Origin of the sequence: Candidatus Symbiobacter mobilis CR, assembly GCF_000477435.1 — a bacterium.
Lineage (GTDB): Bacteria > Pseudomonadota > Gammaproteobacteria > Burkholderiales > Burkholderiaceae_C > Rhodoferax > Rhodoferax mobilis.
This window is the reverse complement of the sequence record NC_022576.1, coordinates 1,418,998-1,445,339: the sequence shown is the minus strand read 5'-3', so window position 1 is coordinate 1,445,339 and position 26,342 is coordinate 1,418,998. Positions and strand designations below refer to the sequence as shown.

At 59.0% G+C, this 26,342-nt stretch carries 22 protein-coding genes; 6 read left to right on the top strand and 16 right to left on the bottom strand.

The annotated features are described in order from the left end of the window. Positions 1-8: 8 nt before the first annotated feature. The gene (gene flgM / locus CENROD_RS05935) at positions 9-407 is read left to right on the top strand and encodes a flagellar biosynthesis anti-sigma factor FlgM (protein ID WP_022772598.1); all 399 of its coding nucleotides are present in this window, start codon (positions 9-11) and stop codon (positions 405-407) included. 194 nt (positions 408-601) lie between these two features. After that, positions 602-1,027 (top strand): hypothetical protein, encoded by a 426-nt coding sequence (locus CENROD_RS05930; RefSeq protein ID WP_022772595.1) that lies wholly within the window; start codon positions 602-604, stop codon positions 1,025-1,027. A gap of 174 nt (positions 1,028-1,201) precedes the next feature. On the opposite strand, the gene CENROD_RS05925 is transcribed toward CENROD_RS05930, so the two are convergent. After that, on the bottom strand, positions 1,202-2,506 hold the full coding sequence (locus CENROD_RS05925) for an ISL3 family transposase (RefSeq protein WP_022772591.1): 1,305 nt from the start codon (positions 2,504-2,506) through the stop codon (positions 1,202-1,204). Beyond that, on the bottom strand, positions 2,499-5,735 hold the full coding sequence (locus tag CENROD_RS05920) for a type I restriction endonuclease subunit R (protein ID WP_022772587.1): 3,237 nt from the start codon (positions 5,733-5,735) through the stop codon (positions 2,499-2,501). The genes CENROD_RS05925 and CENROD_RS05920 overlap by 8 nt, the downstream gene beginning before the upstream one ends. A gap of 54 nt (positions 5,736-5,789) precedes the next feature. On the opposite strand from CENROD_RS05920, the gene CENROD_RS05915 reads away from it, so the two are divergent. Beyond that, a complete protein-coding gene (locus CENROD_RS05915) occupies positions 5,790-6,101 on the top strand; it encodes a cytotoxic translational repressor (RefSeq protein WP_022772583.1) in 312 nt (103 codons plus the stop codon). After that, entirely contained in the window at positions 6,094-6,375 is a 282-nt protein-coding gene (locus CENROD_RS05910) for a helix-turn-helix domain-containing protein (RefSeq protein WP_041193322.1), read from the top strand. Before CENROD_RS05915 ends, CENROD_RS05910 begins: the two co-directional genes overlap by 8 nt. Before the next feature lie 6 nt (positions 6,376-6,381). On the opposite strand, the gene CENROD_RS12460 is transcribed toward CENROD_RS05910, so the two are convergent. The 13 genes from CENROD_RS12460 to queA form a co-directional block, all read right to left on the bottom strand. Next, positions 6,382-7,653, bottom strand: coding sequence for a restriction endonuclease subunit S (locus CENROD_RS12460; RefSeq protein ID WP_022772576.1), 1,272 nt, complete (start codon positions 7,651-7,653; stop codon positions 6,382-6,384). Next, positions 7,650-9,617 carry a type I restriction-modification system subunit M gene (locus tag CENROD_RS05900; RefSeq protein WP_022772573.1) on the bottom strand — a complete coding sequence of 656 codons (1,968 nt, stop codon included), beginning with the start codon at positions 9,615-9,617 and terminating at the stop codon, positions 7,650-7,652. Before CENROD_RS05900 ends, CENROD_RS12460 begins: the two co-directional genes overlap by 4 nt. A 141-nt stretch (positions 9,618-9,758) precedes the next feature. Continuing rightward, positions 9,759-10,475, bottom strand: coding sequence for an RNA polymerase sigma factor FliA (locus CENROD_RS05895; RefSeq protein WP_022772567.1), 717 nt, complete (start codon positions 10,473-10,475; stop codon positions 9,759-9,761). A gap of 57 nt (positions 10,476-10,532) precedes the next feature. After that, positions 10,533-11,324 carry a hypothetical protein gene (locus CENROD_RS05890; protein WP_022772565.1) on the bottom strand — a complete coding sequence of 264 codons (792 nt, stop codon included), beginning with the start codon at positions 11,322-11,324 and terminating at the stop codon, positions 10,533-10,535. Further along, a complete protein-coding gene (flhF, locus tag CENROD_RS05885) occupies positions 11,317-12,825 on the bottom strand; it encodes a flagellar biosynthesis GTPase FlhF (protein ID WP_022772558.1) in 1,509 nt (502 codons plus the stop codon). Before flhF ends, CENROD_RS05890 begins: the two co-directional genes overlap by 8 nt. Further along, positions 12,822-14,909, bottom strand: coding sequence for a flagellar biosynthesis protein FlhA (gene flhA, locus CENROD_RS05880; RefSeq protein ID WP_022772542.1), 2,088 nt, complete (start codon positions 14,907-14,909; stop codon positions 12,822-12,824). Before flhA ends, flhF begins: the two co-directional genes overlap by 4 nt. 52 nt (positions 14,910-14,961) lie before the next feature. Then, positions 14,962-16,119 carry an EscU/YscU/HrcU family type III secretion system export apparatus switch protein gene (locus tag CENROD_RS05875; RefSeq protein WP_022772541.1) on the bottom strand — a complete coding sequence of 386 codons (1,158 nt, stop codon included), beginning with the start codon at positions 16,117-16,119 and terminating at the stop codon, positions 14,962-14,964. Between the two features lie 252 nt (positions 16,120-16,371). Beyond that, entirely contained in the window at positions 16,372-17,019 is a 648-nt protein-coding gene (locus CENROD_RS05870) for a protein phosphatase CheZ (protein WP_041194183.1), read from the bottom strand. 11 nt (positions 17,020-17,030) lie between these two features. Further along, positions 17,031-17,420, bottom strand: coding sequence for a chemotaxis response regulator CheY (gene cheY, locus CENROD_RS05865; RefSeq protein ID WP_022772535.1), 390 nt, complete (start codon positions 17,418-17,420; stop codon positions 17,031-17,033). An 85-nt stretch (positions 17,421-17,505) separates the two neighbouring features. Beyond that, positions 17,506-18,408, bottom strand: coding sequence for a flagellar motor protein MotB (gene motB, locus CENROD_RS05860; protein ID WP_022772531.1), 903 nt, complete (start codon positions 18,406-18,408; stop codon positions 17,506-17,508). 27 nt (positions 18,409-18,435) lie between these two features. Further along, positions 18,436-19,293, bottom strand: coding sequence for a flagellar motor stator protein MotA (motA, locus tag CENROD_RS05855; RefSeq protein ID WP_022772528.1), 858 nt, complete (start codon positions 19,291-19,293; stop codon positions 18,436-18,438). Between the two features lie 203 nt (positions 19,294-19,496). Then, entirely contained in the window at positions 19,497-20,759 is a 1,263-nt protein-coding gene (locus tag CENROD_RS05850; protein ID WP_022772522.1) for an HD-GYP domain-containing protein, read from the bottom strand. After that, positions 20,756-21,838, bottom strand: coding sequence for a tRNA preQ1(34) S-adenosylmethionine ribosyltransferase-isomerase QueA (gene queA, locus CENROD_RS05845; RefSeq protein ID WP_022772519.1), 1,083 nt, complete (start codon positions 21,836-21,838; stop codon positions 20,756-20,758). The genes CENROD_RS05850 and queA overlap by 4 nt, the downstream gene beginning before the upstream one ends. A gap of 219 nt (positions 21,839-22,057) precedes the next feature. Between queA and CENROD_RS05840 the strand changes: the two genes are divergently transcribed. Both CENROD_RS05840 and CENROD_RS05835 read left to right on the top strand, forming a co-directional pair. Further along, the gene (locus CENROD_RS05840) at positions 22,058-23,149 is read left to right on the top strand and encodes a nucleotidyltransferase family protein (RefSeq protein WP_202961179.1); all 1,092 of its coding nucleotides are present in this window, start codon (positions 22,058-22,060) and stop codon (positions 23,147-23,149) included. A 102-nt stretch (positions 23,150-23,251) separates the two neighbouring features. Then, positions 23,252-24,733, top strand: a complete 1,482-nt coding sequence (locus tag CENROD_RS05835) for a mannose-1-phosphate guanylyltransferase/mannose-6-phosphate isomerase (RefSeq protein ID WP_041193320.1) — start codon at positions 23,252-23,254, stop codon at positions 24,731-24,733. 120 nt (positions 24,734-24,853) lie between these two features. Here CENROD_RS05835 and CENROD_RS05830 read toward each other — a convergent pair whose 3' ends face one another. Then, the gene (locus CENROD_RS05830; protein WP_187292340.1) at positions 24,854-26,302 is read right to left on the bottom strand and encodes an N-6 DNA methylase; all 1,449 of its coding nucleotides are present in this window, start codon (positions 26,300-26,302) and stop codon (positions 24,854-24,856) included. Positions 26,303-26,342: the final 40 nt, after the last annotated feature.

Here is a 26,342-nt window from a genome sequence, read left to right as displayed (position 1 = left end):
AGAGCATCATGAAAGTCAGTTCGTCTTCCGACAATCCATACATGGCCGGCAACATGGCGGCCGGTGCTGCCAGAACTGGTTCAGGCTCCGCCAATGCCGTTGGCAACGAGAGTGCAACCCACGCCGCCCAGGCAACCCAGACGCAAGCCAAGCAGGCCAACGCCAGCACGCAGGCCCAAACTTCTGCAACCCAGAGCACCCAATCCGCCGGGGTGGCAGTGTCTGTTTCCACCTTGGCGCGCACGATGGAAACCGGTGGCGCCAGCGCTGCCGGGGATATCGACATGAAAAAGGTCGCCGCGATGCGCGAAGCCATCAGCAAAGGCACTTTCACCGTCAATGCGGAAGTCATTGCGGACAAGCTGCTTGCCGGGGCGCAGGAGTCTTTGCGCCGGGCGCGGGTGTAAGCGCTGCTGGTACTTTTCAGGGACTGTCGGTCTTTCCAGACTGCCACCTACCACTACCGTTTCTCCTCGCCCCGCACTGCTCTTCTCCAAGAAGAGCGCGGGGCGTTTTTCGTTGGTGTGTATACGCAATGCGCTAGGCCCCGCAATGGGGAAAGCAGGAGGCGACCATGAACCCCATGAACTCCATAAACCCTATGAATGCCACGAATCCCATGCATCGGGAAGTGTTGCGATTGCTGGAAGCTGCCGAAGCCTGTGTCGCGGAGCTGCGAGAAGCAGCCGTGGCGCGGGATGCCGACAAGCTGCAACAGGCGAGTGTCCGCCTGCAACATGGCTGCGTGGCGCTGACGCAGATGCTGCGCGCCATGCCGCGCAGCGCGTCCGAGCCGGGGGTGCATGAGCGAGCACGCCGTATCGTCGCCATGCTGGGAACATGCCAGGATGTGTTGCATCGCCAAGGCGCGGCTACTGTGCGTGCGTTGGGGATCCTCGTTCCTGCCGCCCCTTCCCCACGCAATGCGCCGACCTACGGCGCCGCCGGTCGATCTGCGTATGGCAGGGCAGGGGGCTTTGGTTCCGTGGGGCGATCCAGCGGGGAATTCCGCGCAGCGGTGGCGTAAGGGCGTAAACGACACCCATCGCCAAGTGCATTGCACTATCGCGGTTCTCGTCGTTTCTACCTCAGCACAGCGCTGTGGCAGAAGGGCGGGGGGCAGGAGTGCCAACCGGGAACCTCCCGAAACAGGGAAAAAATTTCGGCTTTGTGCCAAATGAGGTTGGAATCTGCTTAGTTTTCAGTCTAAACCGCCCGACTCCGCCAATTCAACCAAGGTTGGAATGTGAGGTCCGTACTCCACCGTTTCCAAGCCCCCTTTGGTTGAAACCCTGTTCACACCTGTCGCTGCAAGGCGCACACCGCTTCCCACTTTGCGTGCGTGTTTGGCGTACATGGTCTTGGCCCTGATGATTTTGAAGCTGTACCCCCGGCCCATCCTGTTGGACATCTTCATCAGGCCATTCAGACATTCTGTGTAAGCGTTCGTGATTCGCTTGGGTGAGTCCCAGTAGGTAAAGATGTCTTCGTAGTGGTTGTGAACGGTTCTCGCCAAGCTGTGAAACAGGGGTAGCTCTTTGTCGGGCAACGAGGTTTCCCATGCTTCAAAAGCCCGCATCGCGGACTCCTTAACCGGGTCGTCGTAGATCCTGAAGAACATCTCCTTGAAGTCGTATGCGAGTGCCAAACCCGGCATTACCTCGCGCACAACCTCCAGAGCCTTCAATTCGTTGGGACTCAGGTTCGCTGGCCTTTTCACAAGCAGCCAGCGAACCGACTTTTTGACCTGAACGCGCTCATCCTTGGTCAGTTGGGATTGGTAAGCCTTGCGCTCTTCCTCCAGAGCCTCGGATGCCATCTTCACGACATGGAATTTATCAATGATCAGTTTGGCGTTGGGCAGATAGGCTGAGAAGGAGTTTTTGAACGGTTTCCACATGTCGGTGCAGACCCATTCCACCTTCTCTCTGTCTTTTAACGTCTTGAAGTAAGGCTTCAGGACATCCTGCGTCCTGTCCTCAAGAATCTCGAACACGTTGTTCGTTGCGAGATTTGTCATGACACAGCGGTAGTCGCCAGCAATCATGACTTCATCAATACCCAAGATGACAGGTGTTTCGTATCTGACAGTCGCTTCCAACTCCGCGATCAAGTCATGTGCGATGTTTTTGATGGTGTTCACGGCAAGCCCTGTTTGGTCAGCAAGGCTGTGAAACGTCTGTCCCAGACATCGTTCACGCACAGCATCAACCAGTCTGGCCGTTGCCCTGCGCCGGTCATCCAAAAATGGAAGCTCCGGGGTCAACAGTTTGGCGCACTCCGCACACCTGTAACGGGGTCGTGAAACTTCCAGCCGAACGGGTTGCATCTGTATGGGTGTATCAGCAAACGTGGTGACTCGTTTGCCATGCCGATACAGCGGCTTTTGGCACTGAGGACAGTTGGGAACCTCCCCATCAATGACATCAGCAACGATGGTGATTTCCTTGTGGCTGCTTCGCAGATCAACCGGCGTGACACCGGGTAAGTTCAGCAGGTCAAACACCCATGTCACCTACATCAATGTCTTTTTGATCACGAAGCAGGTCATAGATCACATCAGTGAGTCCAGCCAGTGCCTGCTTATCGGATTTGAGCAACAGGGTAGCCAGCTTCTGATGTGACGTAAGCGCACGCACCACCCCCTGCTGCACAGCACCTGGCAGATTGCCCTTTAAAGCGAGTTCGCGGGATGGACTGTTTTCCACCTGCGCCATCACCACATCGTTTTCTCGGGCGATGGACGTGATGTGATTGACGAATATGGCCTGGTCTTTCAACGGTGCCACATCACCAAACAGTGCATTGAGCTTGGCGATGATTTCTTGCAGGAATTTGGGGTCATCACCACCGCCGCCACCTCCTGGCCCAACAGGTTTGAGGATCGGCGTTTTTTCGTCAGGGGCTTGTGGCTCTGTTTTGCACTTGATCTCAAACCCTGTCAGCACCAGGCCCACCAGATCGACGTTTTCAGGCGGTTCGCCACTCAGTCGCTTTTGAAGCAGCTTTGCAAAGGCAGCGAAGTTCTCCAGCTCCGGGTCACCAAAATCGATCAATTGCGCCACATACGCATAGGTGCGGCAAAAGCGACCCAATCCCGACTTGAATGCCAATAAAGACTTGAGCTGTTCGGCGTGCTCTTTGCGATGATGGTCTGCTGACTTCATGCCAGCTTTGTCGCCCTGGTTCAGCGCTTTGGTGTATGCACCCTCCCATGTCTCAATCGCTTCGCGCAACATCTTGCGCCGTTGATGGAACAGGCGTGTGGGCTGTTCCGTGGCCGCATACAGTGCCTTGTGCTGGGGCTCCTGTGCGTGTGTGATGTCACGAATGGTCCTGAAGCGTGCTTCCTTGAATTTTTCGAGATCGGAAGTTTCGTAAAAGCGTTGGTCATCCAGATATTTCTTGATCACGTAGACGACATCCGGGTCTTGCACTTCTTCGATCAACGCTCCTTGGTCATACAGGGCAAAGGCGCGGCGAACATTGGCGGGATCGTTGACGAAATCGATGATGAACACCTCGTCCTTGCCTGGAGCCATGCGGTTCAGGCGAGAGTAGGTCTGCACAATTTCGACATCGTTGGCTATCTTCTTGTCCACATACATCGCCACCAACTTTGGCTGGTCGAACCCAGTCTGGAACTTGTCGGCCACCAGTATCAGTTGGTATTCGGGGCGGTCGAATGCAATCCGCAAATCCTGGCCCGCCACATCGGGGTTCATGTTGATTTCGGTGAACTCCTCGTCTTCATCTGCAATGAATGTCTCGCCCGAGATGCGCTCATCGTCTGAGTGCATCACCTGCTTTCCGGTCATCTTGCCGGAGAAGGCCACCAACGAGCGGATGCTCGAATACTCTGTGTGTTTGGCAATGTAGGCATCAAAGGCCTTTTTGTAACGAATGACAGCCGCACGGGAACTGGTCACCACCATCGCTTTGGCCTTCCCGTCCAAACGGTGCGCGACGTTCTTGCTGAAGTGCTCGATGATGAACTGCACCTTCTGTGTCACGTTGGTTGGGTGCAGGGTCATCCACTGCGCAAGCGCACGTTTGGCCTGCTTGCCGCTTACCCGTTTTTTGTCCTCAAGCTGCTTACCCAAGTGGAATGCCGTCTTGTACGGCACGAAGCCTTGAAGCACGTCCAGGATAAAGCCCTCTTCAATCGCCTGACGCATGGTGTAGCGATGAAACGGCTGGGGCATGTTGTCTTTGTCGGCTTTTCTCGTGGGGTCAGGGGGCCTTCCAAACAACATCAATGTGGAATGTTTGGGCGTGCCTGTGAACGCGAAATAGCTGATGTTTTCAGGGCGTGCGCGGGACTTTTGCAGTTGCTCCAGCAACTCTTCGACAGTCAGGCCTGACATCTGTCCGGCCCCACTCATGGCGAGTGCCGATTGCAGTTTTGCAGCCGTGGTGCCTGTTTGTGATGCGTGGGCCTCATCGATGATCACCGCGAAGTTTTTGCCCTTCAGGCTCTTGTCCGTGACGATGGCTTCCATCGCGTAGGGAAAGGTCTGGATGGTGACCACGATGATCGGCACGCCAGTGCGCATGGCCTCAGCCAATTGCTCGCTTTTTGACTTGGAGGATTTTTGGCGGTCAATGGCCGCAATCACGCCAAATTGATGGTCAATTTGCTTGACGGCATCCTGCAACTGTCCATCGAGAACGGTGCGGTCTGTGACGATGATGACGCTGCTGAAGATGGCTTCTCCATTGTCCTTGCGCAGCTTGACCAGATCGTGAGCCGTCCAGGAGATCGTGCTGGTTTTGCCTGAACCCGCGCTGTGGTCACACAGGTATGACAGGCCAGGGCCGTTCTTGTATGCGTCGGCAATCATGCCGTTGACGGCAGCCCACTGGTGGAAACGCGGAAAGATCAGTGTTTCCTTCTTCGACCAATTGCCCTTGAGGTCAACAACGTCCTTCTTCTCGACATAAACAAAGCTGTGAAACACGCGCAACCAAGCATCGGGTTGGCAAATCTGCTCCCAGAAGTAGGCCACGGGGTATTCCTTGTCCGCACGTGCAGGGTTGCCTGCATGTCCGGCGTTGCCCTGGTTGAAGGGCAGGAAAAAGGTGTTGGCACCGTCCAACTTCGTAGCCATCTGAATGTCTGAATCAGACATGGCAAAGTGAACCACTGCCCCACGTTTGAACGTCAGCAACGGCTCCTTGCGCTTGCTCTTGGGGTCATAGGGCAAGCGATCTGTACGGTACTGCTCCATGGCCGATTCAGCGGACTGCGTGAAGTCGGTTTTGAGTTCCACCGTGGCAACGGGCAAGCCGTTGATGAACAGCACCAGATCCATCGCCAGCTTGCGTGAAGGGTGGTACTGCAACTGGGGCACGACGCGCAAGATGTTTGCGGCATACCGCTTCAGAACGTCTTCATTTCGCTTGTCTTCAGGAGCCGCCTCGGACAAGTCAATGTGGCCGCACCCCGCGATGGGCAGCCCCTGGCGCAGCACCTGCACAGTTCCATGCTTGTCCAGGGCAGATGCCACCTTGTCCAATAGCAAGTTTTGGGCACGATCCCCGTTGTCTTTGCAAAGCTTGTCCCACTTGGCTTTCTGGGTTGCCTGCAACCACGCAACAACGTCCTCTGGGTACAAAGCCCGCTCGGTGTCGTACTGGCTGGTCTCGCCCACTTTCCAGCCTTGTGCAGCCAGCTTCGAGATGACGTAGGACTCGAAATGCTTTTCTTGGTGCGCTGTGTCTGCCGAGGTCATCGATTGACTCCCTGAATCTTGTTTTTACTACGGCAATGACGTATCATTGGGCGCATGTTTACCGTTTCTGAAACCGAAATCTTCCAGCGATATGCGGAAACGGTATGGACGGCGGATGAGCGAACGGCGTTTGTGAACTGGATCGCGGTGAACCCATTCGCTGGAGATGTCATCCCAGGCTCCAACGGGTGCAGAAAGATTCGCTGGAGTCGAGGTGGAATGGGCAAGCGTGGCGGTGTGCGCGTCGTGTATTTCACTGAGGTTGAGGGCCGGATATGGCTTTTGATCGTGTATGCCAAGGCCAAGTTTGACAACTTGCCGCCCCAGTTTTTAGCCAAACTTCGATATGAGGTAGAACATGGATAAAGAGATGGAACAGTTCCAGAACGACTTGCTGGAATCGGTGCGGCAGATGAAAGCGGGCAAAGCCGCCCGAACCACCGTGGTGACCCCGACAGCAGCGGCTGAAGCCCGTGCCAAAGTTGGCGTGCCCCAAATTGCCTTTGCCGCCATGCTGGGCGTTTCGGTTCGCACCTTGCAGGAATGGGAGCAAGGCAGGCGCGAACCTTCGGGTGCTGCACGCTCTCTGCTGCGCATCGCACAAACCCACCCACAGGCACTGCGCGAGTTGATGGCTTGACGAAGCTCATACCGCCTCCCGGAGATCGATTTGACCTGTTACGGCGGCTGTTATGAGTGCTGAGCGGCGTTCTTTTAGGAGGTCGATGCTGAGCTTTGATTTTTCAATTAACGTATCGATGCGGGTGGTTTCGCGGTCAAGGGCAACAAGAATGCGGACTTGTTCTTCTTCATTCGGAGCGGGCATCTCAATAGAAGCGACATGCTCCCAATCTGCGCGAGGCATTTTGGCTCCTTCGCAACCCGCCTCAATTTGATGTGTTACCTCTGTCGTGAGTAACCACTGGTTCAGCCAGCGAGGATTTGTGTTATTTGTCTTTAGAACCAAGAACTCAGTGGAGCAGGTGCCATCCATCTTAGTCACAATCGATTTTCGCAAATACGGTCGAAGCTTGCTATAAAGGACATCATCTTTATAAAAAACCCCTACTGTTGAGTCTTCTGATTGCCGAGAATTTCTACTGATTGGCTTATATTTACCAGACTTGCTTTCAACATCCTCAAGTCCGATATAAATTACGCCACTGGAAATGTCATTTCTGCGTTCTGTGCGAATCTTCGCATGTCTTTTGATTCTTGCTACTTGCCAATGTTCAGGCACCTCCCCAATCCACTCCACCCCTGAATCCTTCATCTTCACATTGGGATCAAGTCCCTTGGTGACAGCCTGAGTGATCAGCGCCTGACGCTTCTCTTTCAGGAGTTCGATGAAGCGGGTTTTCTTGGAAATGAGGGTGTCGATGCGGGTGGTTTCGCGGTTGAGCGTTTGATTGATGAATTTCAGCTCTTCCTGTGGCGGAATCGGAACGCGTGTATGCAATACTTCGTAGGATGACAGGTGTTTAACCGTAGTTGCATAGGCCAAATCATTGACCATCTTGAGAGGAATCGCTACGGAATGACTTAGAAAATAAGAAATCTCATTTGTATTTCCATTTACAGCGCACATTCGCTGATTTAGTTTTGCATTTCCACGCTCCCAGAGATGAACATTAAAATCACCATCCATACCGATTAAGATATCACCACTTTTGATCTCAGCCATCTTTGGGGATGGTTCATCAGAATAGATTGCCTCATCATCTCCGCTGATATCACGGATTCGCAAGATTCTGTTCGACTTCGCCCCTTCTTTTCTAAATAGCTCAGCCTTAAACGGGAAGCCATTTCTAAGTGATGCAACGGAATAAATAGGCTTAACCCCCCAGTGCTCTGGCACCTGTCCAATCCATTCAACACCGGATTCTTTGTACGCAGGATATGGTTTGTAATGGCTCATTCCGTCACCTCGCCCAACAAGTCAGCTATCTCAGCTTCCACGGCTTTAAGATCAGCGTCAATATCAGTCAATTTGCGTGGCGGCACATACTGATAAAAAAATCGGTTGAAGTTGATTTCGTAGCCGACGATGCCGACCTTTTTGTCCTTCTCGTCCCGCTTGGTTTCATCGATCCAGGCATCCGGCACATGGGCAAGGACTTCCTTTGCGAAGTAGTCCCGAATATCTTGGCCCAGTGGAACGTTTTCGTTATCCCGCAAGTCGCTGTCGGGCATCACGTTGCCCTTTTCATCGAGCATGGGCTGAGCCTCTGGGTCTTTGATGCCTATGACCGCCATCAACTCTTTCAGGTGTCCCTTGGGCATTTTCTTGATGCCAGCCGCTGCAAACAAGGTTTGTAAGCTGTCAAAGTTGCCTCTGACTTTGGTAAACGCTTCAGCATGGGCACCGTTGGTCATGGCGTTGAAGTTCGCCACCCATTCGTCACTGGCTTCAAACCGCATACGCAAGGGCCGCTCCACCGTGATGCGGCGGTAACCGAACGTGCGGTAGTCCAGCATTTTGCTAATGGGGCCGTCTTGGGCTGCTGCGTAAATCTCCAGGATTTGTGCGCGTTGCTCATCACTGATGATGCGTCGCTTGTTGCCTTCGTTTTTGATAGCAGTCCACAGGCCCGTTGCGTTGATCAATTGCACCCGTCCTTTGCGGTTTTCTGGCTTCTTGTTCGAGAGAATCCACAGGTAGGTGCCAATGCCCGTGCGGAAGAAGATTTCCGTGGGCAGTGCCACGATGGCTTCCACCAGATCGTTCTCCAGCAACCAGCGGCGGATTTCAGATTCACCAGACCCCGCGCCTCCGTTGAACAAAGGCGATCCAGAAAGAACAATGGCCGCTCTGCCACCACCGTTGGCAGGCAACTCCATCTTGCTCGCAAGGTTCATCAAAAACAGCATGGAACCATCGTTGATGCGCGGCAAGCCTGGCCCAAAGCGACCTTCGTACTTCTTTTCCTTGTGCTCCAGGTTGACGGCATCGGCATCTTTTTCCCACTTTTTTCCGAAAGGGGGATTACTGACGCTGTAATGAAACCGCTCACCTTTGAAGTGGTCAGCAGAGAGTGTTGAACCCAGTTTGATGTTTTTCGACAGATCTCGACCTGGGTCGGTTTCCAGCGTGCGAAGCAACATGGCCGTGAGGCACACTGCATGCGTTTCAGGCTCCAACTCTTGCCCGTAAGGAACCAGCACAGGTGGCACCTTGTAATGGCTGCTGTGATCGGCAACATGATTCATCGCATCTGACAGGAACCCGCCAGTGCCGCATGTCTGGTCATACAGGGTGCGAATCAAACCTGGGTGCGATGCAAAGAAGGCATCGTCAGGGTCAAGCAGCAGGGACGTTGCCAGATGCACCACATCGCGTGGTGTCATGAAATCCTCAGCACCTTCATTCACCTCAGCACCAAACCGGCGAATCAGGTGTTCATAGAGGTTGCTCATCACGCGATCTGGCACTTCATTTGGGTGCAAATCGACTTTGGCGAAGTTCTGGCAAATCTTGTAGAGAACGCCAGCCTTGTTCAAGCGAGAGACTGTGTTCGAGAAATCGAACTGGTCAAAAATGACTCTGGCGTTGTCAGAGAAATGGGAGATGTAGTCGAGCAGGTTCTGTGCTGTCTTGCCGCTGCCCAAGTTCCCCAGCGCGTACTTGGAGGTGTTGTAGAAAGGGTATCGGGTTGCCTGCCTCAAGATCACATCCAGGTGGATACCCGAATCCCTGAATGTGGCGTGACTGTTCAGCACCTCTTGACGGCTTGGCTCCAGCACGCACTCCAGCCGTCGAAGCAGCGTGAAGGGCAGGATGATCTTGCCAAAGTCCGTGTGCTTGAAGTCCCCCCAAAGGTATTCAGCGTTTTTCCAAATGAAGTCCGCCAGCGTGGAAGCTGTTCCTGTCGTTTCTGCCATGTTTTGTTCCAACCTTAGTTTGCACAAAACAGTGTAACCGACTGGTTGGGTTTTCAACCAACTTTTGCACAAAACAGGCGTTTATCCAGCCCTCGCTTCAAAACCCGGTTTCAACCCTAGAATGCACAAAGCCAAAATTTCTCAGTGCGACCGCAATTTGGTCCGCAGCCGCGCCACGGATTGGCTGTGGAGCTGGCAGACCCGCGATTCGGTGATGTCGAGCACGGCAGCGATTTCCTTGAGGTTCATGTCCTGCTCGTAGTACATGCTCATGATCTGCTGTTCGCGCTCGGGCAGACCCTTGATTGCGGCGACGAGGGCCTGGCGCAGGCGTTGGTCCCGCAGGATGCGGATGGGGTCGGATTCGGGGTCGCCGGCGTGGTGGTCCAGAAAGCCTTCCTCGTCGTCCGCGTTGCTTTGCAGGTCTTCGAGGTAGAGGAGCTGGCTCCCGCGCACCTTGGTGAGCAGGCTTTGGTACTGGGCCAAGGTGATGCCCATTTCCTCGGCGACTTCGCTTTCCAGGGGAATGCGGCCGAGACGATGCTCGACGTGGCGCATCGCGTCTTCAATGTCCCGCTGGCTTTTGCGCGTCCCGCGTGAAACCCAGTCGTACTCGCGTAGCTCGTCGAGCATGGCTCCACGAATGCGTTGCGTCGCAAAGGTCTCGAATTGCACGCCCTGGGTGGATTCGAAGCGGGCGAGCGCTTCGGACAAGCCGATCAACCCCACCTGGATGAGGTCGTCGATCTCCACATTCGCAGGAAGTTTGGCCATCATGTGGTACGCAAGTTTGCGCACCAGTGGCTGGTACTGGTGGATCAACGCGTTGCGATCAAGCTGACCCTTGGCGGTGTACATCAGAGCGGAATGGATGGCTGCGGCCAAGCTAGGGCCGCTGTAGTGCAGTCAGTGCAGTCAGTGGAGCAACGCGGCGTGGGCACTGCCCAGTTCCACGCTGTTTTCCAGCATCAGCAGCGCCAGACGCAACACGTCATCCCGGGAACAGTCGCCATGCGCAGGTAGGCGAACCGTCAGCGCGTCGGGTTCAAACCCCAAGAACTCGCGGGAGCAGCGCTGCAAATTGCGCAAGGCTGCTTCGGTGGGCGCAACGGCATTCATAGCGGAAAGGGAGGCATCGGTCAGGCGGGAGGCGGCGTGTGCAACGGGCGCAACAATGGGCGCGATATTAGCAATTGTGGGGCGCAATTGCGCCTGCACCAGCAGGTGTTTCACAGCCAGGTACGCATGAACGGTAGAGGTGGAGTGCGCATGGAGCGGCACGAGGGGAGACAGCCCGCACGCAGTGAAGGTTTTGGGCCAGGTGGCGATGTCCGTATAGAGGGCAACGACGCCATAGTCGCCCAGCAGGCTCCCCAGCCCGTCGAGCGACATGCCAACTTCCGAGATCGTCGCGATCCCTGTCTGGGCAGGCAGCACGACCCATCCATCCCCCGGCGCAGCGTTGGGGGGCAGGTGCCGATCGTGCAATAGCTGCTCCAGCCCGGGGTTGTCCGGGCTTTCCACGCTCAGCCCGTCGAGGACGAGCACGTCGAGACCCATATCCCGCCAAGCTTGGCACAGGCTCCACAGCAGGGGCCATTCGTGAGGCTCCGGGTTGCTGTGGCGCACGATGGCCGTGCAGCGCGTGGTCAGCGGGCGGGCCAGGCCCCATAGCCCGCTGGCTTGGTGGAGTTCGGCATCAAGCATGGAACCTCCCTGCAGCAAGAGGGGTGGCCTCCGAGAAGAAAAAGTTCAGCTCGGCGGCTTTGGGATCGTAGGCAGACTTGTTCGGCGCACGCATCGACAGGGCGGTGAGCTTCGATGCGTCCGCACGCTCCCAGTCCTGCGGCACTTTCTGGCCTGTCGTTACGCCGCGCAGCAGGAGCTGGTGGCGGATGCACGCATCAAGCGCGGGGCCGATCTTGGCGGCTTCGTCGATTTTGGAGAGGATCGTTTGTTGCGATCCGCCGGATTTGAACGAGGCGACGACGTCGTCGATGGTGTCGCCGTGGCTTCCGGCATTGAGGACGAGCAGTCTGGTGACTTCTGGCAGGTCGAGCATGTCGAGCATGTCGCGCTTGCGGGGGTCGTTGGGGGCGATGCCGGTCGTGTCGATGAGCACCATCTTTTTGTTGGAAAGCAGGCCCAGCAAGTCTTGGAGCGCGGCGCGGTCGTGCGCAAGGTGGGCCACGACGCCAAGCATCCGGCCGTAGGTACGGAGCTGTTCATGTGCGCCGACGCGGTAGGTATCGAGGGTGATCAGCCCGACGCTGTTGGGGCCGTGGGCTTGCGTGCATAGCCCGGCGAGCTTGGCGACTGTTGTCGTCTTGCCGACGCCGGTGGCGCCGATCAGCGCGAAGCATCCGCCTTTTTCGTGCAGGGCAGGGGCTGCGGCGTCGGTGCGCAGGTTGCGAACGAGAACGTCGATGATCCAGCGCATGGCCTCGGAAGGCTCTAGGTGCTCGGGCATGCGTTCCAGGATCGTGCGGGCCAGCGTGGGCGAATAGCCCGAACGCAGCAGCTTGAGCATGAGGTTGGAATGGATGGGGTTTTGGCGTGCCTGCCCCAGCCAGGTGAGTGTGTTGAAGCGTTCTTCGATCATCGTCTTCATGGCCTGCAACTCGTCGACCAGCCCAGCGGGCATGGACGAGGAAACCATGGCGGGGGCCGCAGGGGCGGCATGGGATGTGTGGACGGCGGGCGCTGCGGTTTTGGCGGGCGTGGGCGTTGGGGGCGCGAAGTGGATCGTCCCAAAGCGCCGATCCGTGCGGGATTCCAACTGGTCTGCTGCACGCTCCGACAGGGCAGTCGTGGCGGGAGCGGTCTGGGCACGCAGGCTTTCCTGGCGGCGGCGCAGCATGCGTTCGCGCACATAGTCTTGGAAGGAGAGCGTGCTCATCGCCAGCTTCGTCGCGTCGTCGACGGGGACCCCGCCGATTTCCGATCCTGCCGCGCCTGCGGAGGATGCCGACGCTGCCGATGTTGTGGAAGCCATGGGCGCGGCGGGCTTGGTCGATACCGCACGGGTGTTGCGGCGCGCCGCATCGGCCTGGTCGAGCGCTGCAAGCGTGTCCTCGCCGGTGGCGATGACTTCGATGCCTTCTGCGGTGGAGCGGTTGGAGAGGATCAGCGTGCCTTCCCCGAAGGTCATGCGGGCCTTGGCCAATGCTTCGCGGGAGGTGGGGGCGGTGAATCGTTGGATGTTCATGATGCAGCACCTTTGAGGACTGGACCAATACGGATGGAGTGGGTATCAGGAATCTCGCTGTGCCCGAGCACCTGCAAGCGGGGAGCGACGCGGCGAACGAGCCGGGCAATCGCGTTGCGGATGGCGTCGGGAACCAGCAAACAGGCGGGGATGCCGATTTCTTCTTGTCTCATGGCCACTTCGGCGGCTTTGCGCGAAAGCAGATCGGCCACGCCGGGGTCGAGTGCTTGTCCAGGCCCGGATGGATTGCCCAGGGCTTGTACCAGCAGCCGTTCCAGCGGGGGATCAATCGCGATCACATTGAGTTCGTCGACGGGGCCATAGATTTGCTGCACGATCGCCGGGGACAAGGCGATGCGCACACGGCGGGCGAGTTCGATGGAGTCGCTCACGGTGGTTGCATGTTCTGCCAGGGTTTCGATGATCGTGCGGATATCGCGGATATGCACCGACTCTTCGAGCAGAAGCTGCAACACCTTCTGGAATACGGCGATGGGAACCATTTTGGGTACCACTTCTTCGATGAGTTTGGGGGCTTGTTTCGCGACGTGCTCGACGAGTTGCTGGGTCTCGGTGCGGCTCAGTAACTTTGCGGCGTGCACTTGCATCAAGTGTGACAAATGGGTGGCCATGACAGTCTCAGAATCAACCACGGTAAACCCGGCCATTTGTGCGGCTTCCTTTTGCGATTCATCGATCCAGTGTGCCGGTAGGCCGAAGGCGGGATCGGTCGTTGGGGTGCCGACGAGCGGGGTGGTGATGCCGCCGGGGTTGATGGCCAGGAATTGCCCGGGGAAGGCTTCCCCTTCTCCGACGATGACCCCGCGTGAGGTGATGCGGTAGCAGCTTGGCTTGAGTTCGAGGTTGTCACGCACATGCACCGGCGGGGGCAGAAAGCCGACTTCCTGCGCAAACTTGCGGCGTACCCCCTTGATGCGCGTGAGCAGGTCGCCGTGGCGGTTCCTGTCGACCAGCGCGATGAGGCGGTATCCCAGCTCCAGCCCAAGCTGATCGACGGGCTGCAAGTCGTCCCAGCTTGCTTCGGTATCGGCAGCGGGGGCGGGTGTGGCGGGCGCTTCGTCGACGGGTTCTTTCTTGTGCGAGAGGAACCAGGCAGCGTAGCCCAGCACGAAAGACACGGCCAGAAATACGGTGTGGGGCATCCCGGGGATCAGCCCCAGCACTCCCATGATCGTCCCGCTGATGGCCAGTGCGCGCGGGGAGATGAATACCTGCGAGATGATCTGCCCGCTCAGGTCGCGATCTTTGCCAACGCGGGAAACGACCATCGCAGCCGCCACCGAAATCAGCAAACCGGGAATCTGGGCGACCAATGCATCACCAATGGCCAGCAGGATGTAGCTGTTGGCGGCCTGGCTGACGCTGAGGTCGTGCTGGAGCATCCCGACGCCCAAGCCGCCGATGATGTTGATCAGCAAGATCAGGATGCCGGCGATGGCGTCGCCACGAACGAATTTGGACGCACCGTCCATTGATCCGAAGAAATCAGCCTCTTCCGAGACTTCCGCACGGCGGCGCTTGGCTTCTTTCTCGTCGATCAACCCGGCGTTGAGGTCGGCATCGACGGCCATTTGCTTGCCGGGCATCGCGTCCAAGGCAAAGCGTGCGGCCACTTCAGCGATGCGCTCGGCGCCCTTGGTCACAACGATGAAGTTGATGACGACGAGGATCGCGAACACGATCAAACCGACTGCGAAGTTGCCGCCGATCAGGAAGTGGCCGAAGGCCTCGATCACCGCGCCAGCGGCGCCAGGCCCAGTATGCCCTTCGATCAGAACGACGCGGGTGGACGCGACATTGAGCGACAGACGCAGCAGCGTCGTGAGCAGCAGCACTGCGGGAAAGGCGGCAAAGTCCAGCGGACGGATCATGTATGCCGCGACCATCATCACCATCAGCGCCACGGCGATGTTGATCGTGAAGAAGGTGTCGAGCATCCACGAAGGCAGTGGCAAAACCATCATCGACAGGATGGCCACCACCAGAATCGGCGCTCCGGCGCTTTGGGCCGCAGAGACGTGGTTGCTGAACCATTGCTTGATGGATTGCAGGGAGATGTTCATGGCATCACGCAGGCGTTATGGTTGTCGTGGGGACGAAAACGAGGGAAGGGGATCACTGGGCGATGGCGGCGCCGATCACCCTGGAATGCGGGTCCAGTTCCGGCGGAACGAAGGGCTGGGGTGGTTCGTCTGGCATGGGGCCGTTGCCGCGCATTGCCGAACGCAGCCGGTATACATAGGCCAATACCTGCGCAACGGCGGTGTAGAGGGTGCTGGGAATCTCGCGGTCGAGTTCGGCGTGCGCGTACAGGGCGCGAGCCAGGACCGGGGCTTGGAGGACGGGAATCTCGCATTCGCGGGCGAGGTCGCGAATCTTGAAAGCAAGCAAGTCGGCGCCCTTGGCAATGACGTGGGGAGCCTGCATCGCGGATTCGTCGTAGCGGATCGCGACGGCATAGTGGGTCGGGTTCATCACGACGAAATCCGCTTTGGGAACGGCCTGGATGCTGTTGCCATTGGCGATTTCGCTCTGGCGCCTGCGCATGTGCCCCTTCATTTCCGGGTTGCCTTCGGACTCCTTGTTTTCCTGCTTGACTTCCTGGTGCGACATCTTCAGGCGAGACTTGTGCAGGAATTGCTGCAAGGGAATGTCGATCACCGCGACGACAAGGATGATGAGTAGCAACATCCCCAGCCCCTGGTACAGCCAATGGCTGAGGTACGCCACGGCCCAGTCGCCGGGTTGCAGTACCAGGCCGCGAAGGTGTTCGAGCCCGGAGGACAGGTAGAGGTAGCCGACAACCAGCAACATGCTGGCGATGAAGACCATCTTGGCCGTCTCAAACAGCTTGTCCTTGGAAAACAACCGGCCAAAGCCTGCGAGCGGGTCGAGGCGGGTGAGGTCGGGAGTGATCGGCTTGAGGCTGTGTACCAACCCCCCGGTTGCCACATTGCCTAGCATGGCGACGAGGGAGATGATCGCGCCCAGCGCCACCGTGGCTGTGAGTCCGACGGCGACCATCGCTCCGAGGCGTTGCGTCATGACCAGGGGGTCGTGGACTGCGTGTACGTCGAAAGTGAGTTGGATTCCCAGCTCGTTGTGCAGGTGCTGGAAGATCGTCGGCCCAAGCAGGACAAGGCATGCCGCTCCGGCGCCGAGTACGGCCAGGTGCGTGAGGTCGCGAGAGCGGGCGACCTGTCCGTCATCCCGAGCCTTGCGGAGCTTGTGCTCCGTGGCCGGTAAATTGCGATCTTGACTTCCGGAATCCATGATGGGGAAAAAAACTGGTTTTCCCCATTGTCCAAACCCCTTGCTGGGGGCTAAAGGAAGAAAAGAGGCGAGAAAGGGAGGTACTTCAGGCGCTGGTTTGTAACTGCTGTCGCTCTTGCACAAGAGTGATGCGCAGCGCAAACTGAGGGGTATGGGCACTTGGCGTATGCATATTCCGGCATACCAAGCAAAAAACCGTCAAAAAAAAGCCCCGGCTTTGCGGGGCAACATCCGGCTTCCCAGGCTTGGAAATCAAAACCCCAAGCTGGCAAGCAGATCGTCGACCTCGGACTGGCCTTGCACCACGTCCGTGCGGTTTGCCGCATTGACCACGGGGCCATCAAGCGCGTGCTCGGTACTCTTGGCAAGCAACTGGGCAGGGATACCCTGCGCTTCGGGCGGCGCGGTCACGATCAGAAGCTGGACGAGCTGTTCTTCGATGTTGGCAGCCAGGCTCACGACGCGGGTGATGACTTGCCCAGTGAGATCGTGGAAATCCTGCGCCATCATGATGTCAGTCAGGTTCTGATCGATTTCCCGGCTGGTGCGGTCGACTTCGGCGACGAATTGCGCCACGTGGCCTTGGGCCACGGCGGCGGCGGGGTCTGCGGCGAGGAGTGCGCCGATGCGGCGGGTTTCTTCCGCAATGTGATCGTGGTGAACCTTGGCCTGATCCACGCTATTGAGCACCTTCTCGGCGGCCTCACCCGTCAGGCGGGCGATGTACGAAAGGCGGCTTTTGGCGTCTGGCAGCTCGCCAGCCCAGGTGCGCACCTTGTCGGTCAGCCCCAGACCATTCAGAGAATCGTGGAGCTGGCGCGTCAGCGACCCCAGCCGCAGATGCACATCATGAAAATCCGCAGCAGTTTGCGATGACGCGGGTTCGGCAGACTCGTGCATGGTGTCTCCCATCATTTCATTCCCAGTTTTGTCAAGATCAAATTGACCTTGTCTTCCAGCGTGGCCTTGGTGAACGGTTTGACGATATACCCCGCAGCCCCCTGCTGAGCGGCAAGAACGATGTCTTCCTTGCGGGCCTCGGCGGTGACCATCAGAACGGGGAGATGCTTGAGCTTCTCGTCTTTCTTGATTTCGGCCAGCAATTGGAAGCCGTTGAGGTTGGGCATGTTGATGTCGCTGACGACGAAGTCGAAATGCCCATTGCGCAGCTTGTGCAGGGCGGCGGCGCCATCTTCCGCTTCGTCGGCTTCGGTGTATCCACTTTCCTTGAGCAAGTTGCGGACGATGCGACGCATCGTCGAAAAATCGTCTACTACCAGGAATTTGAGGGTGCTGGCCATGAAAAAGCCTTTCGAGGATGGAAGATTCTCTGCGAGAAAGACCCTACCCGGCATGGCCGGGCTGCGACGCTGTCTGACGTGAGGCTCAGTGGACGGGTTCCACAGGCTCCTGCTCGGTGCGCCTTGGGCCCAGAAGACGTTCCTCGGCCTCCCGGGTCATCACAGTGATACTGATTCTACGATTCGCTGCGCCGCGCGGGTTTTCATGGTCCATCAGCACGCTCGATGCCAAGCCCATCACGCGGGCCACTTGTTCGTCGGGCATCCCGGCGCTGACCAGCTCCCGCCGGGATGCATTGGCGCGGTCGGCGGAAAGCTCCCAGTTGCTGTAGCCGAATACCCCGGATCCATAAGGCGTTTGGTCGGTGTGGCCATCAAGGCTGATGCGGTGCTCGATACCCGTGAGCGCCTTGCCGATTTCACGCAGGATCTCGCGCATATAGGGTTTGACGACGGCGCTGCCGCTGTCGAACATGGGCCGGTTTTGCTCATCGACGATCTGGATTTGTAGTCCGTCTGGCGTCATGCGCAGAATGATCTGTTTGCTGAATTCCGCAAGAGCGGGGGTATTGGTGATGATTGCGCTGATTTTTGCGCTGAGCTCGGCGAGTTTGCGAGCGTCATCCTTGGCCTGCTGCTCTTTTTTTTGTTTTTGCGTAGATGTTTTTTTGATTTCGCCGTCGCCCTTCCGCGTCATGCCAGCCGATTGGGTCAGGTCGGAGCCGCCGCCCATGATGGGACTCGAACTCGAACCCGAACCGCTGCCCCCCAGCATCGCGACTTTCAGGGGTGACTGGAAGAAGTCGGACAAACCCTTTTTGTCGCCTTCGGTGGTGCTGCCCAACAGCCACATCAGCAGAAAGAAGGCCATCATCGCGGTCACAAAGTCCGCGTAGGCGATCTTCCACGCACCCCCGTGCGCAGCGTGTCCCCCTTTCTTGACACGCTTGATGATGATGGGTTGTAGTTTCTTGGCCTCCGTTGCCATGGCTATCGGGTGGGACTATGCCGTTCGTTATTTCTTCTTGACGAAGGCTTCGAGTTCCTGGAACGTCGGCCGGTCGGTGGAGTAGAGCACCTTGCGGCCGAACTCGATGGCTGTTGCCGGGTTGTACCCTTGCATGCTGGCCAGCAGCGTTGTCTTGATGCACTGGAATTCCTTGCCGGCTTCCTCGACCTTTTGTTCTAGCAGACCGGCCAGGGGTTCGGCGAAGGCGTAGGCCAGCAGAATCCCCAAGAAGGTGCCCACCAGCGCCGAGGCGATCATCCCCCCCAGCACGGCAGGTGGTTGCCCCACCGAACCCATGGTGTTGACCACGCCGAGCACCGCAGCGACGATCCCGAAAGCGGGCAGCCCGCCTGCTATGCGCTGCAATGCAGCCACCGCAGCGTGTTCTTCTTGATGGTGGGTGTCGATTTCGCTGTCCATCAGCGACTCGATTTCGTGGGCATTGAGGTTGCCGGAGACCATCATGCGCAGGTAATCCGTGATGAATTCGACGACATGGTGGTCGTGGCCCACGTCACCGTGCCGTTTGAAGATTTCCGAAGAATGGGGTTCTTCGACGTCCTTTTCGATGGCCATCAGCCCTTCTTTGCGGGCCTTTTGCAGGATGTCGAAGAGCAGCGCCAGCAGTTCCATATAGCGGGCCTTGGTGTACTTGCTACCTTTGAAGCAAGTCCCCAACCCTTTGAGGCTGGCCTTGATGACCTTCATTTGGTTGTTGGCGACGAAGGCACCCATCGTCGCCCCCCCGATCGTGATCATTTCGAAGGGCAAAGCTGTGAGCACCACACCGATATTGCCGCCGTGAAAGATGAACACGCCAAAGACGCACACCATCACGATCAGCCAGCCGACGATGACGAACATAGGGCAGGAGCGGAAACAGGGATGCGGGGAAGGGGGAAGATGCCCCAAGTGATGCGGGGCGAGGCCTTGGGTAGGGGCCGGAAGTGCAAATGATCATAGCCGAAGCCCCCCTGCGGGAAAGCCAGCAATTTTGGGGGCAAGCTGGCGCTTTTTCTGGGTTTTTTGTCACCCGGACGAACTTCTGAGCATCCCATGCAGGGCATTTACTGTCGGAAATGGCGGCGCATGCATTCTGCGAGTAAGGCCCGTGTACCGTCCTCCCCGCACGTGGAAAGCTGGTCGTGAAAGTTGCGCGCCAAGGGGCGGAAAACGGCCATCACCGTGGGGTCGAAGTGGGTACCCGTGTCGCGTTCGAGTATCGCCATGGCTTCGTCGAACCCCATCGCGGCCTTGTAGGGACGTTGGGAACACAGCGCGTCGAACACGTCGGCCACAGCAAAGATACGCGCTGCAAGGGGAATGTCTTCCCCGCGCAATCCGGCGGGGTAGCCGCTGCCGTCCCACTTTTCGTGGTGCGCAGCAACCACGTCATGGGCACCGTCGAGCCAGCCAGCGCCGACGACGATGTCCTTGCCCAGGTTGACGTGGGTGCGCATGATTTCCATCTCCGAGTCCAGAAGCCGGGCGGGTTTGCGCAGGATGGCGTCCGGGATGCCGACCTTGCCGACATCGTGCAAAAAACTGCCAGCAATGAGCGCTTGCATCGATGTGCCGGACAGACCCATCGCTTCGGCGATCATCGCCGCCATCCACGCAACGCGGTAGTTGTGCGCCCCGGTGTCGGAATCGCGCTGGGCGACGGTGCGGCCCAGTGCTTCCATCATCAGGATGTGGGAATCGAGCACCTCGTGCGTCTTGCGCTCGTTTTCCCGCGAGAGGCGTACCACTACCGGGTAGAGCACAGCGCCACACAGTAGCGAGGCGACGCACACCAGCACGGCTGCGCCCAGTGATTGCCCCAGCATTTGCTGGCGTTGCCATGGGGGTACGACGCGAACACCTTCGAGGTAGCCGATCACCGATCCGCCCTCATTGTCCGCCGGGTGCTGCAGGGGGACGAACACCCGCAACACCCACCCTGTTCCCGGCAAGTCGTGACTTTCGTAGCCGGGTTTGCGGTAGTCGGGCCTGTCGTGGTGCGCCATGGCAGCTTCGACCTTTTTGCCGATGTCTGTGACGGACTCGGCCAGCTTGTTGCCTTGCCCGTCATACATTTCGACGATATCAAAGATCCCGCCGGCAAGGCTTTGGGCAGCAGCGTGCGCGTGCGACGCTGCGTCGGGCCCGGTGAGGTACATGGCGTCGAGCGGCCCCAATAGTTTCTCGGATTCCTCGATGGCAATCGCTACGACGGTGTCTTCGGCCATTCCACGGGAGAGGAACCACGCCAGGGGGCTGGTCACGCACGCCAGCAACACGCTGACGGTGGCGATGCGCAAGGCAATGCGGCGGTGTAAGGGGTTCATGGCAGTGTTGGCAGCGTTGTGGAGGACATGCGTGCCAGGAGCATCGCATCCCCATAGCTAAAGAAGCGGTACCGGTTGTCGATTGCGTGCCGGTACGCCACACGGATACGGTCCAGCCCCGCGAAGGCGGCCACGAGCATCAGCAACGTGGAGTGGGGGAGATGGAAGTTGGTCACGAGCAGATCGACGGTACGAAAGTCGAACCCCGGCAGGATGAACAGGCGGGTTTCCCCTTGGGGTTGGCCGGTGTGCGCCCATGATTCGAGCGCCCGCACGCAGGTGGTACCGACGGCGACGACGCGCCCATTGCGGCGACGGCACGCGGCGACGGCCTCGCGGGTAGCTGCGGGCACTTCGTACCACTCGCTGTGCATGCGGTGTTGGGATACGTCAGTGCATTGCACCGGTTGGAAAGTCCCGGCGCCGACATGCAGCGTCAGGAACGCCCGCTCGATGCCTCGGTCATCGAGCCGCTGTAACAGTGCCTCGTCGAAATGCAGCGAGGCCGTTGGCGCGGCGATAGCCCCAGGGCTGCGCGCGAACACGCTTTGGTAGCGGGTGTCGTCGGGCGCGGCGTCCGGGCGTGCGATGTAGGGGGGTAGTGGGACGTGGCCATGCCGTTCGAGGATGGCGTAGGGGTCGCTGTCTGCCTCATCGTGCAGGGCCAGCCGAAAGAGGGGGCCGTGCTCGTCGGGCCAACGCCCCAGCATCGTGGCGTGCAGCGGTTCCAAGGGGTGGTGCGCGCTGACGAGGGAAAACTGCGCTCCCGGCTGGGGCTTGCGGCGGCAACGCAAGTGGGCTGCGACTTCCTGCCCGCCGAGTACGCGCTCGACGAGCAATTCGATCTGCCCGCCTGTGGGCTTGTGGCCGTAGAGGCGAGCGCGTAGTACCCGGGTGTCGTTGCAGACAAGCAGGTCGCCTTCGCGCAGCAGCGTGGGGAGTTCGTCGAAGACCCGATCCACCATAGTGCTCCCGCTTGCATCGAGCAAACGCGACTGCGAACGCTGCGCAGCAGGGTACTGCGCAATGCGGTCGGCAGGCAGGTCGAAGTCGACATCTTCCAGCGTCAAGGGGGGCATGGTAGGGAAAGAGGGAGGCAAAAGAGGGATACGCTGGGGTGGGTGGGGCCAAAGCATTGTCGTGGTGGCGCCCGCTATGATGAATGATCACCCGGTGCATAGGCTCCGGGCAACGGCTTGGTCCCCCAACCCCTCTCCCGCTGGGCGAGGGAAGCTACGAGCAGCCGCTTCGCGACTTCCACCTATTAACGAAATTCCTTGCTGTGTATGGCTAAAGGCATGATTCTGGCTGCCGGCCAGGGAACGAGAGTCAGACCGCTGACGTTGCACTACCCCAAGCCGATGATTCCCATCCTGGGCAAACCGGTGATGGAATATTTGGTAGAGCATTTGGCACGGCACGGTATTGCCGAAATCATGGTGAACGTCGCGCACGATCACGGCAAGATCGAACAGTACTTTGGGGATGGGCGCCGTTGGGGAGTGCAACTCGGTTATTCCTATGAGGGAACGCTCGGGCACGGCGTCGTCGTGCCGAAGCCGATGGGTTCTGCCGGGGGGATGCGGCGAATCCAAGACCTTGGGGGCTTTTTCGACGACACCACCGTCGTGTTGTGTGGCGATGCGCTGATCGATCTGGATATCCGCGCAGCCGTGCAGGAGCACCGTGCCAAAGGTGCTGTCGCCACCGTGGTCACGCTCGAAGTGCCCGAATCCGAAGTTTCCCGTTTTGGCATCGTCGTGGCCGACGAAGACGGCAGGGTGCGCTCGTTCCAGGAGAAGCCTTCCCCCCGCGACGCCCTGTCTCGCCAAGCCAGCACGGGGGTGTACCTGTTCGAGCCGCAGGTGCTCGATCTTGTTCCGCAAGGGCAGGTGTACGACATCGGTTCGCAGCTCTTTCCCCAGCTCGTGTCGCAGAACCTGCCGTTCTACGCGCAGTGCAGGCCTTTTCAATGGCACGACATTGGCCAGGTGCGGGATCTTTGGGTCGTTGTACAGCGGGCCTTGCGTGGCGAAATCCCGCAAGCGCGGATGCCCGGCATCGAAGTCCGCCCCGGCGTGTGGGTGGGGCTGAATACGGCGATCGACTGGGACCACGTCACGATCGAAGGCCCGGTGTACTGCGGGTCGGGGGTTCGCATCGAAGCGGGGGCTGTGGTGCGGGGGCCATGCTGGATCGGACATGGCAGCCATCTCTGCGCCGGGGCGCACGTCGAACGCTGCGTGCTGTTTGAGTACACCCGCATTTCCCCGGGGATGCACTTTGCCGACATGACCGTTGCTCCAAGTTATGGCATCGACCGTGCAGGCCGCGTGCTGTATCGGGGTGACGAACAGACCCCTTTGCGATGGGAAGACGCCAGGGCTTGATTGCCGGTCTACGCCGTGGCCCCAGGCATTGCAGGGGCTTGCCGTTGATGGCACAGGCGCAGGGATTTTTTGGAATCAAAGAAGGGACCAGAAATGGGAAGAATGGTTTTGCAACCCGTCGTGTTGTCGGGGGGGTCGGGAACGAGGATGTGGCCCCTGTCGCGGGAGAAATTTCCGAAGCAATTGCTTGCCCTGACAGGGGATAGCACCCTCTTGCAGGCGACGGTGGCCCGTACCGAGGGTATTGCGGGCGCTGCGGGCATCACGAACATCGAAGTCGCCGCGCCAGTGGTCGTCTGTAACGAGGAATATCGCTTCCTGGTCGCGGAGCAACTGCGAGCAATGGGCAAACCCGGCACGGTCATTCTGGAGCCTGTCGGGCGCAACACTGCACCGGCGTTGACGTTGGCGGCCTTGGCCGCTGCGGAGGCAGACCCGGTGATGCTCGTCATGCCTGCCGACCATTTTTTGCAGGATATTCCTGCTTTCTGTAGCACCGTGGCCCGTGCAGCAAAACTGGCTGCAGACGGTGCGGTCGTAACCTTTGGCATCTGCCCTGACGCCCCCGAGACTGGTTATGGCTATATCCAAGTCGGTGCGGCGTATGGATCGGAGGGCGATGAGGTATTCGCACCCGCACCCGCACCAGGCGGCGCACGGCGTATTGCCCGGTTTGTCGAAAAGCCCGATGCGGCGACTGCGCAGCGGTACCTCGATGACGGTGGCTATCTCTGGAACAGCGGTATCTTCGTGCTGCGCGCCAGCGTGTGGTTGCGTGCGCTGTCCGCTTGTCGGCCCGACATCCATGCAGCGTGTACCGCTGCGTGGGAGCAACGGCCCGTGTCCGCAGACTTCGTTCGCGTCGATGCACAAGCGTTCACGCACTGCCCCGGCGACTCGATCGACTACGCCGTCATGGAACGCCTAGTGGATACACCCGAGTTGGCTCCGGGCGTCGTCTTGCCCTTGGCTGCAGGGTGGTCGGACGTAGGCGCGTGGGATGCGTTGTGGAAGGTCTCTCCCAAGGATGACGACGGCAATGCGGTGCATGGCGATGTGCTGCTTCATGGCTGCGCAGGTTCGCTGGTGCAGTCGGAGAGTCGGCTCGTTGCCTGCGTGGGGGTGCGGGACCTTGTCGTCGTCGAGACGGCGGATGCGGTGCTCGTCGCGCACAAGGATCGCACGCAGGAGGTGAAGCAAATCGTCGATGCCTTGCGTAGCCGGGGCCGCAGCGAGGGGTTGACCCACCGCAAGGTGTTTCGCCCCTGGGGGTGGTACGACTGCGTCGATGCCGGGGAACGATTCCAGGTCAAGCGGATCGTCGTGCAGCCGCAGGGGGTGCTGTCGTTGCAACTGCACCACCACCGGGCGGAGCACTGGATCGTCGTGCGCGGAACGGCGCGGGTGACGTGCGCGGACAAAAACTATTTGGTGAGCGAGAACCAATCGACCTTCATTCCGTTGGGAGTGCGGCACCGGCTGGAGAACCCAGGCCGGGTTCCGCTGGAGATGATCGAGGTGCAGTCGGGTTCGTACCTGGGGGAGGACGACATCGTCCGCTTTGAGGACGCTTATGGGCGTTGAGGGCGTTGACAGCGCCACTATCGTGACTCCCGTGGCTCCCACAACGTGACAAGAAGCACAGTGCCCCCACCACACTCGTTGTAGGAGCTTCGGCAGTCGCTACCAACCCCCTACGGAGGGCTATGCCGTGCCGGCCTCGATGTACCGGGGCAGGTTGAGGTTGAAGGCATTGGCTTCGAGTTCGATGCTGCCGACCATCCTCGAATACCCCAGCACTTCCGTGCGGTGGTGGAAGGTATCGGCAATGCGTTGCACGTCTTCGTCGCGCAGGCGGTTTTTGCACCCGTCCTGCACAAAGCCGTGGCTCGCGTCGATCATCAGGATGCCCGAGTGGTGGGATCCTTCTTCGGTATTGAGCACGAGCAAACATGCAGGCACGCTCGTGCCGTGGAACAGGTTGGCGGGCAGGCCGACCACGCAGCGGATCGATCCTTGTCGCACGATGCGTGCGCGAATGCTCCCTTCCACCGCGCCGCGATACAACACGTCCTGGGGCAACAGCAGCACGGCCTTGCCGGATTTTTTGAGGCTGTGGAGAGCGTGAAGCAGAAAAGCGAAGTCCCCGCTTTTGTCCGGCGGAATGCCTAGTTCGAAACGCCCGAAGGGGTCTTTGGACGGATGGAGAGCGCCAGACCAGGATTTGTAGACGAAAGACGGGTGGGACAGGATGTAATCGAAGGACTCAAGCTGGGTGGGGCTTGCGCAGTACAGCGGGTTGGCGAAGGTATGACCGCTGCCAACCCGTACCTGTGAACCGCCGTGCAGCGCTAGATTGATGCGCGCCATCGCGCAAGTCAGGGGGTCGAGTTCCTGCCCAAACAGCCGCAGGCTGTAGCCAGTTTGGCGTAGCGTGTAGTCGTATGCACACGCCAGCGTCGTTCCGATACCACAGGCGGGGTCATAGACGCTTTGTTCTGGCGTGGTGGCCCGATCCAACCCGGCGAGCTGCACCATCAATCGAGACAGTTCAATGGGCGTGTAGAGCGGGACACGGGCCTTGCAAGGCTCGTTGGTGAAGCTGCGACAAAGGTGTTCAAAGGCATCGTTGAGATCGTCACGCATCGCTGCGGGATCACCGCAGAAATGCAGGGCCTCGAAGATCGACACCATTTTTCCCAGACGATCCGCCACGTCTTTGGTGTAGCCGAGCCGCTCCTTATCGTGGAAAGGGACGGAATCCAGCGTGCCTTGGATCGCGGGGTTGGCGGCGACGAGCCGGGAAATCAGCGCATTGCATTGGTACCCGGCGTCTGGGCTGCCCGGCAGTTTGGCGACATCCGCAAAACTGCATCCGGGGGGAACCAAGATCGATGGCTGGGAGGCTGCCGTGCTGGCATCGCTCAGGAATTTGAGGAACAGCAGGACGAGCAAATAGTCCCGGAACTGCAGGGCATCGGCACCACAGTGCAATTCTTCGCAGGCATTGCACAGGGATGCGTAGCGTTCCGATTTTTTCAGGCTCATCGCGGGTGGGGAACCCGTTGCAGTAGGGGCTGACGATGATACCGAATGCGCCTTGGGCGCAGCACAGTGGGATGCTGGCGGGCTGTAGGGCGGGCGCTGTGCCATGGGGGGAATCACGGCGAAAATGCTTGCGTCCCGGCCACCA

What these genes read in the sequence shown, in the direction of transcription:
- flgM (WP_022772598.1), top strand. Translation starts at nt 9, where the DNA reads ATGAAAGTCAGTTCGTCTTCCGACAATCCATACATGGCCGGCAACATG.
- CENROD_RS05930 (WP_022772595.1), top strand. Translation starts at nt 602, where the DNA reads ATGAATGCCACGAATCCCATGCATCGGGAAGTGTTGCGATTGCTGGAA.
- CENROD_RS05920 (WP_022772587.1), bottom strand. Translation starts at nt 5,735, where the DNA reads ATGACCTCGGCAGACACAGCGCACCAAGAAAAGCATTTCGAGTCCTAC.
- CENROD_RS05915 (WP_022772583.1), top strand. Translation starts at nt 5,790, where the DNA reads ATGTTTACCGTTTCTGAAACCGAAATCTTCCAGCGATATGCGGAAACG.
- CENROD_RS05910 (WP_041193322.1), top strand. Translation starts at nt 6,094, where the DNA reads ATGGATAAAGAGATGGAACAGTTCCAGAACGACTTGCTGGAATCGGTG.
- CENROD_RS12460 (WP_022772576.1), bottom strand. Translation starts at nt 7,653, where the DNA reads ATGAGCCATTACAAACCATATCCTGCGTACAAAGAATCCGGTGTTGAA.
- CENROD_RS05900 (WP_022772573.1), bottom strand. Translation starts at nt 9,617, where the DNA reads ATGGCAGAAACGACAGGAACAGCTTCCACGCTGGCGGACTTCATTTGG.
- CENROD_RS05895 (WP_022772567.1), bottom strand. Translation starts at nt 10,475, where the DNA reads ATGTACACCGCCAAGGGTCAGCTTGATCGCAACGCGTTGATCCACCAG.
- CENROD_RS05890 (WP_022772565.1), bottom strand. Translation starts at nt 11,324, where the DNA reads ATGCTTGATGCCGAACTCCACCAAGCCAGCGGGCTATGGGGCCTGGCC.
- flhF (WP_022772558.1), bottom strand. Translation starts at nt 12,825, where the DNA reads ATGAACATCCAACGATTCACCGCCCCCACCTCCCGCGAAGCATTGGCC.
- flhA (WP_022772542.1), bottom strand. Translation starts at nt 14,909, where the DNA reads ATGAACATCTCCCTGCAATCCATCAAGCAATGGTTCAGCAACCACGTC.
- CENROD_RS05875 (WP_022772541.1), bottom strand. Translation starts at nt 16,119, where the DNA reads ATGGATTCCGGAAGTCAAGATCGCAATTTACCGGCCACGGAGCACAAG.
- CENROD_RS05870 (WP_041194183.1), bottom strand. Translation starts at nt 17,019, where the DNA reads ATGCACGAGTCTGCCGAACCCGCGTCATCGCAAACTGCTGCGGATTTT.
- cheY (WP_022772535.1), bottom strand. Translation starts at nt 17,420, where the DNA reads ATGGCCAGCACCCTCAAATTCCTGGTAGTAGACGATTTTTCGACGATG.
- motB (WP_022772531.1), bottom strand. Translation starts at nt 18,408, where the DNA reads ATGGCAACGGAGGCCAAGAAACTACAACCCATCATCATCAAGCGTGTC.
- motA (WP_022772528.1), bottom strand. Translation starts at nt 19,293, where the DNA reads ATGTTCGTCATCGTCGGCTGGCTGATCGTGATGGTGTGCGTCTTTGGC.
- CENROD_RS05850 (WP_022772522.1), bottom strand. Translation starts at nt 20,759, where the DNA reads ATGAACCCCTTACACCGCCGCATTGCCTTGCGCATCGCCACCGTCAGC.
- queA (WP_022772519.1), bottom strand. Translation starts at nt 21,838, where the DNA reads ATGCCCCCCTTGACGCTGGAAGATGTCGACTTCGACCTGCCTGCCGAC.
- CENROD_RS05840 (WP_202961179.1), top strand. Translation starts at nt 22,058, where the DNA reads ATGATTCTGGCTGCCGGCCAGGGAACGAGAGTCAGACCGCTGACGTTG.
- CENROD_RS05835 (WP_041193320.1), top strand. Translation starts at nt 23,252, where the DNA reads ATGGTTTTGCAACCCGTCGTGTTGTCGGGGGGGTCGGGAACGAGGATG.
- CENROD_RS05830 (WP_187292340.1), bottom strand. Translation starts at nt 26,302, where the DNA reads ATGGCACAGCGCCCGCCCTACAGCCCGCCAGCATCCCACTGTGCTGCG.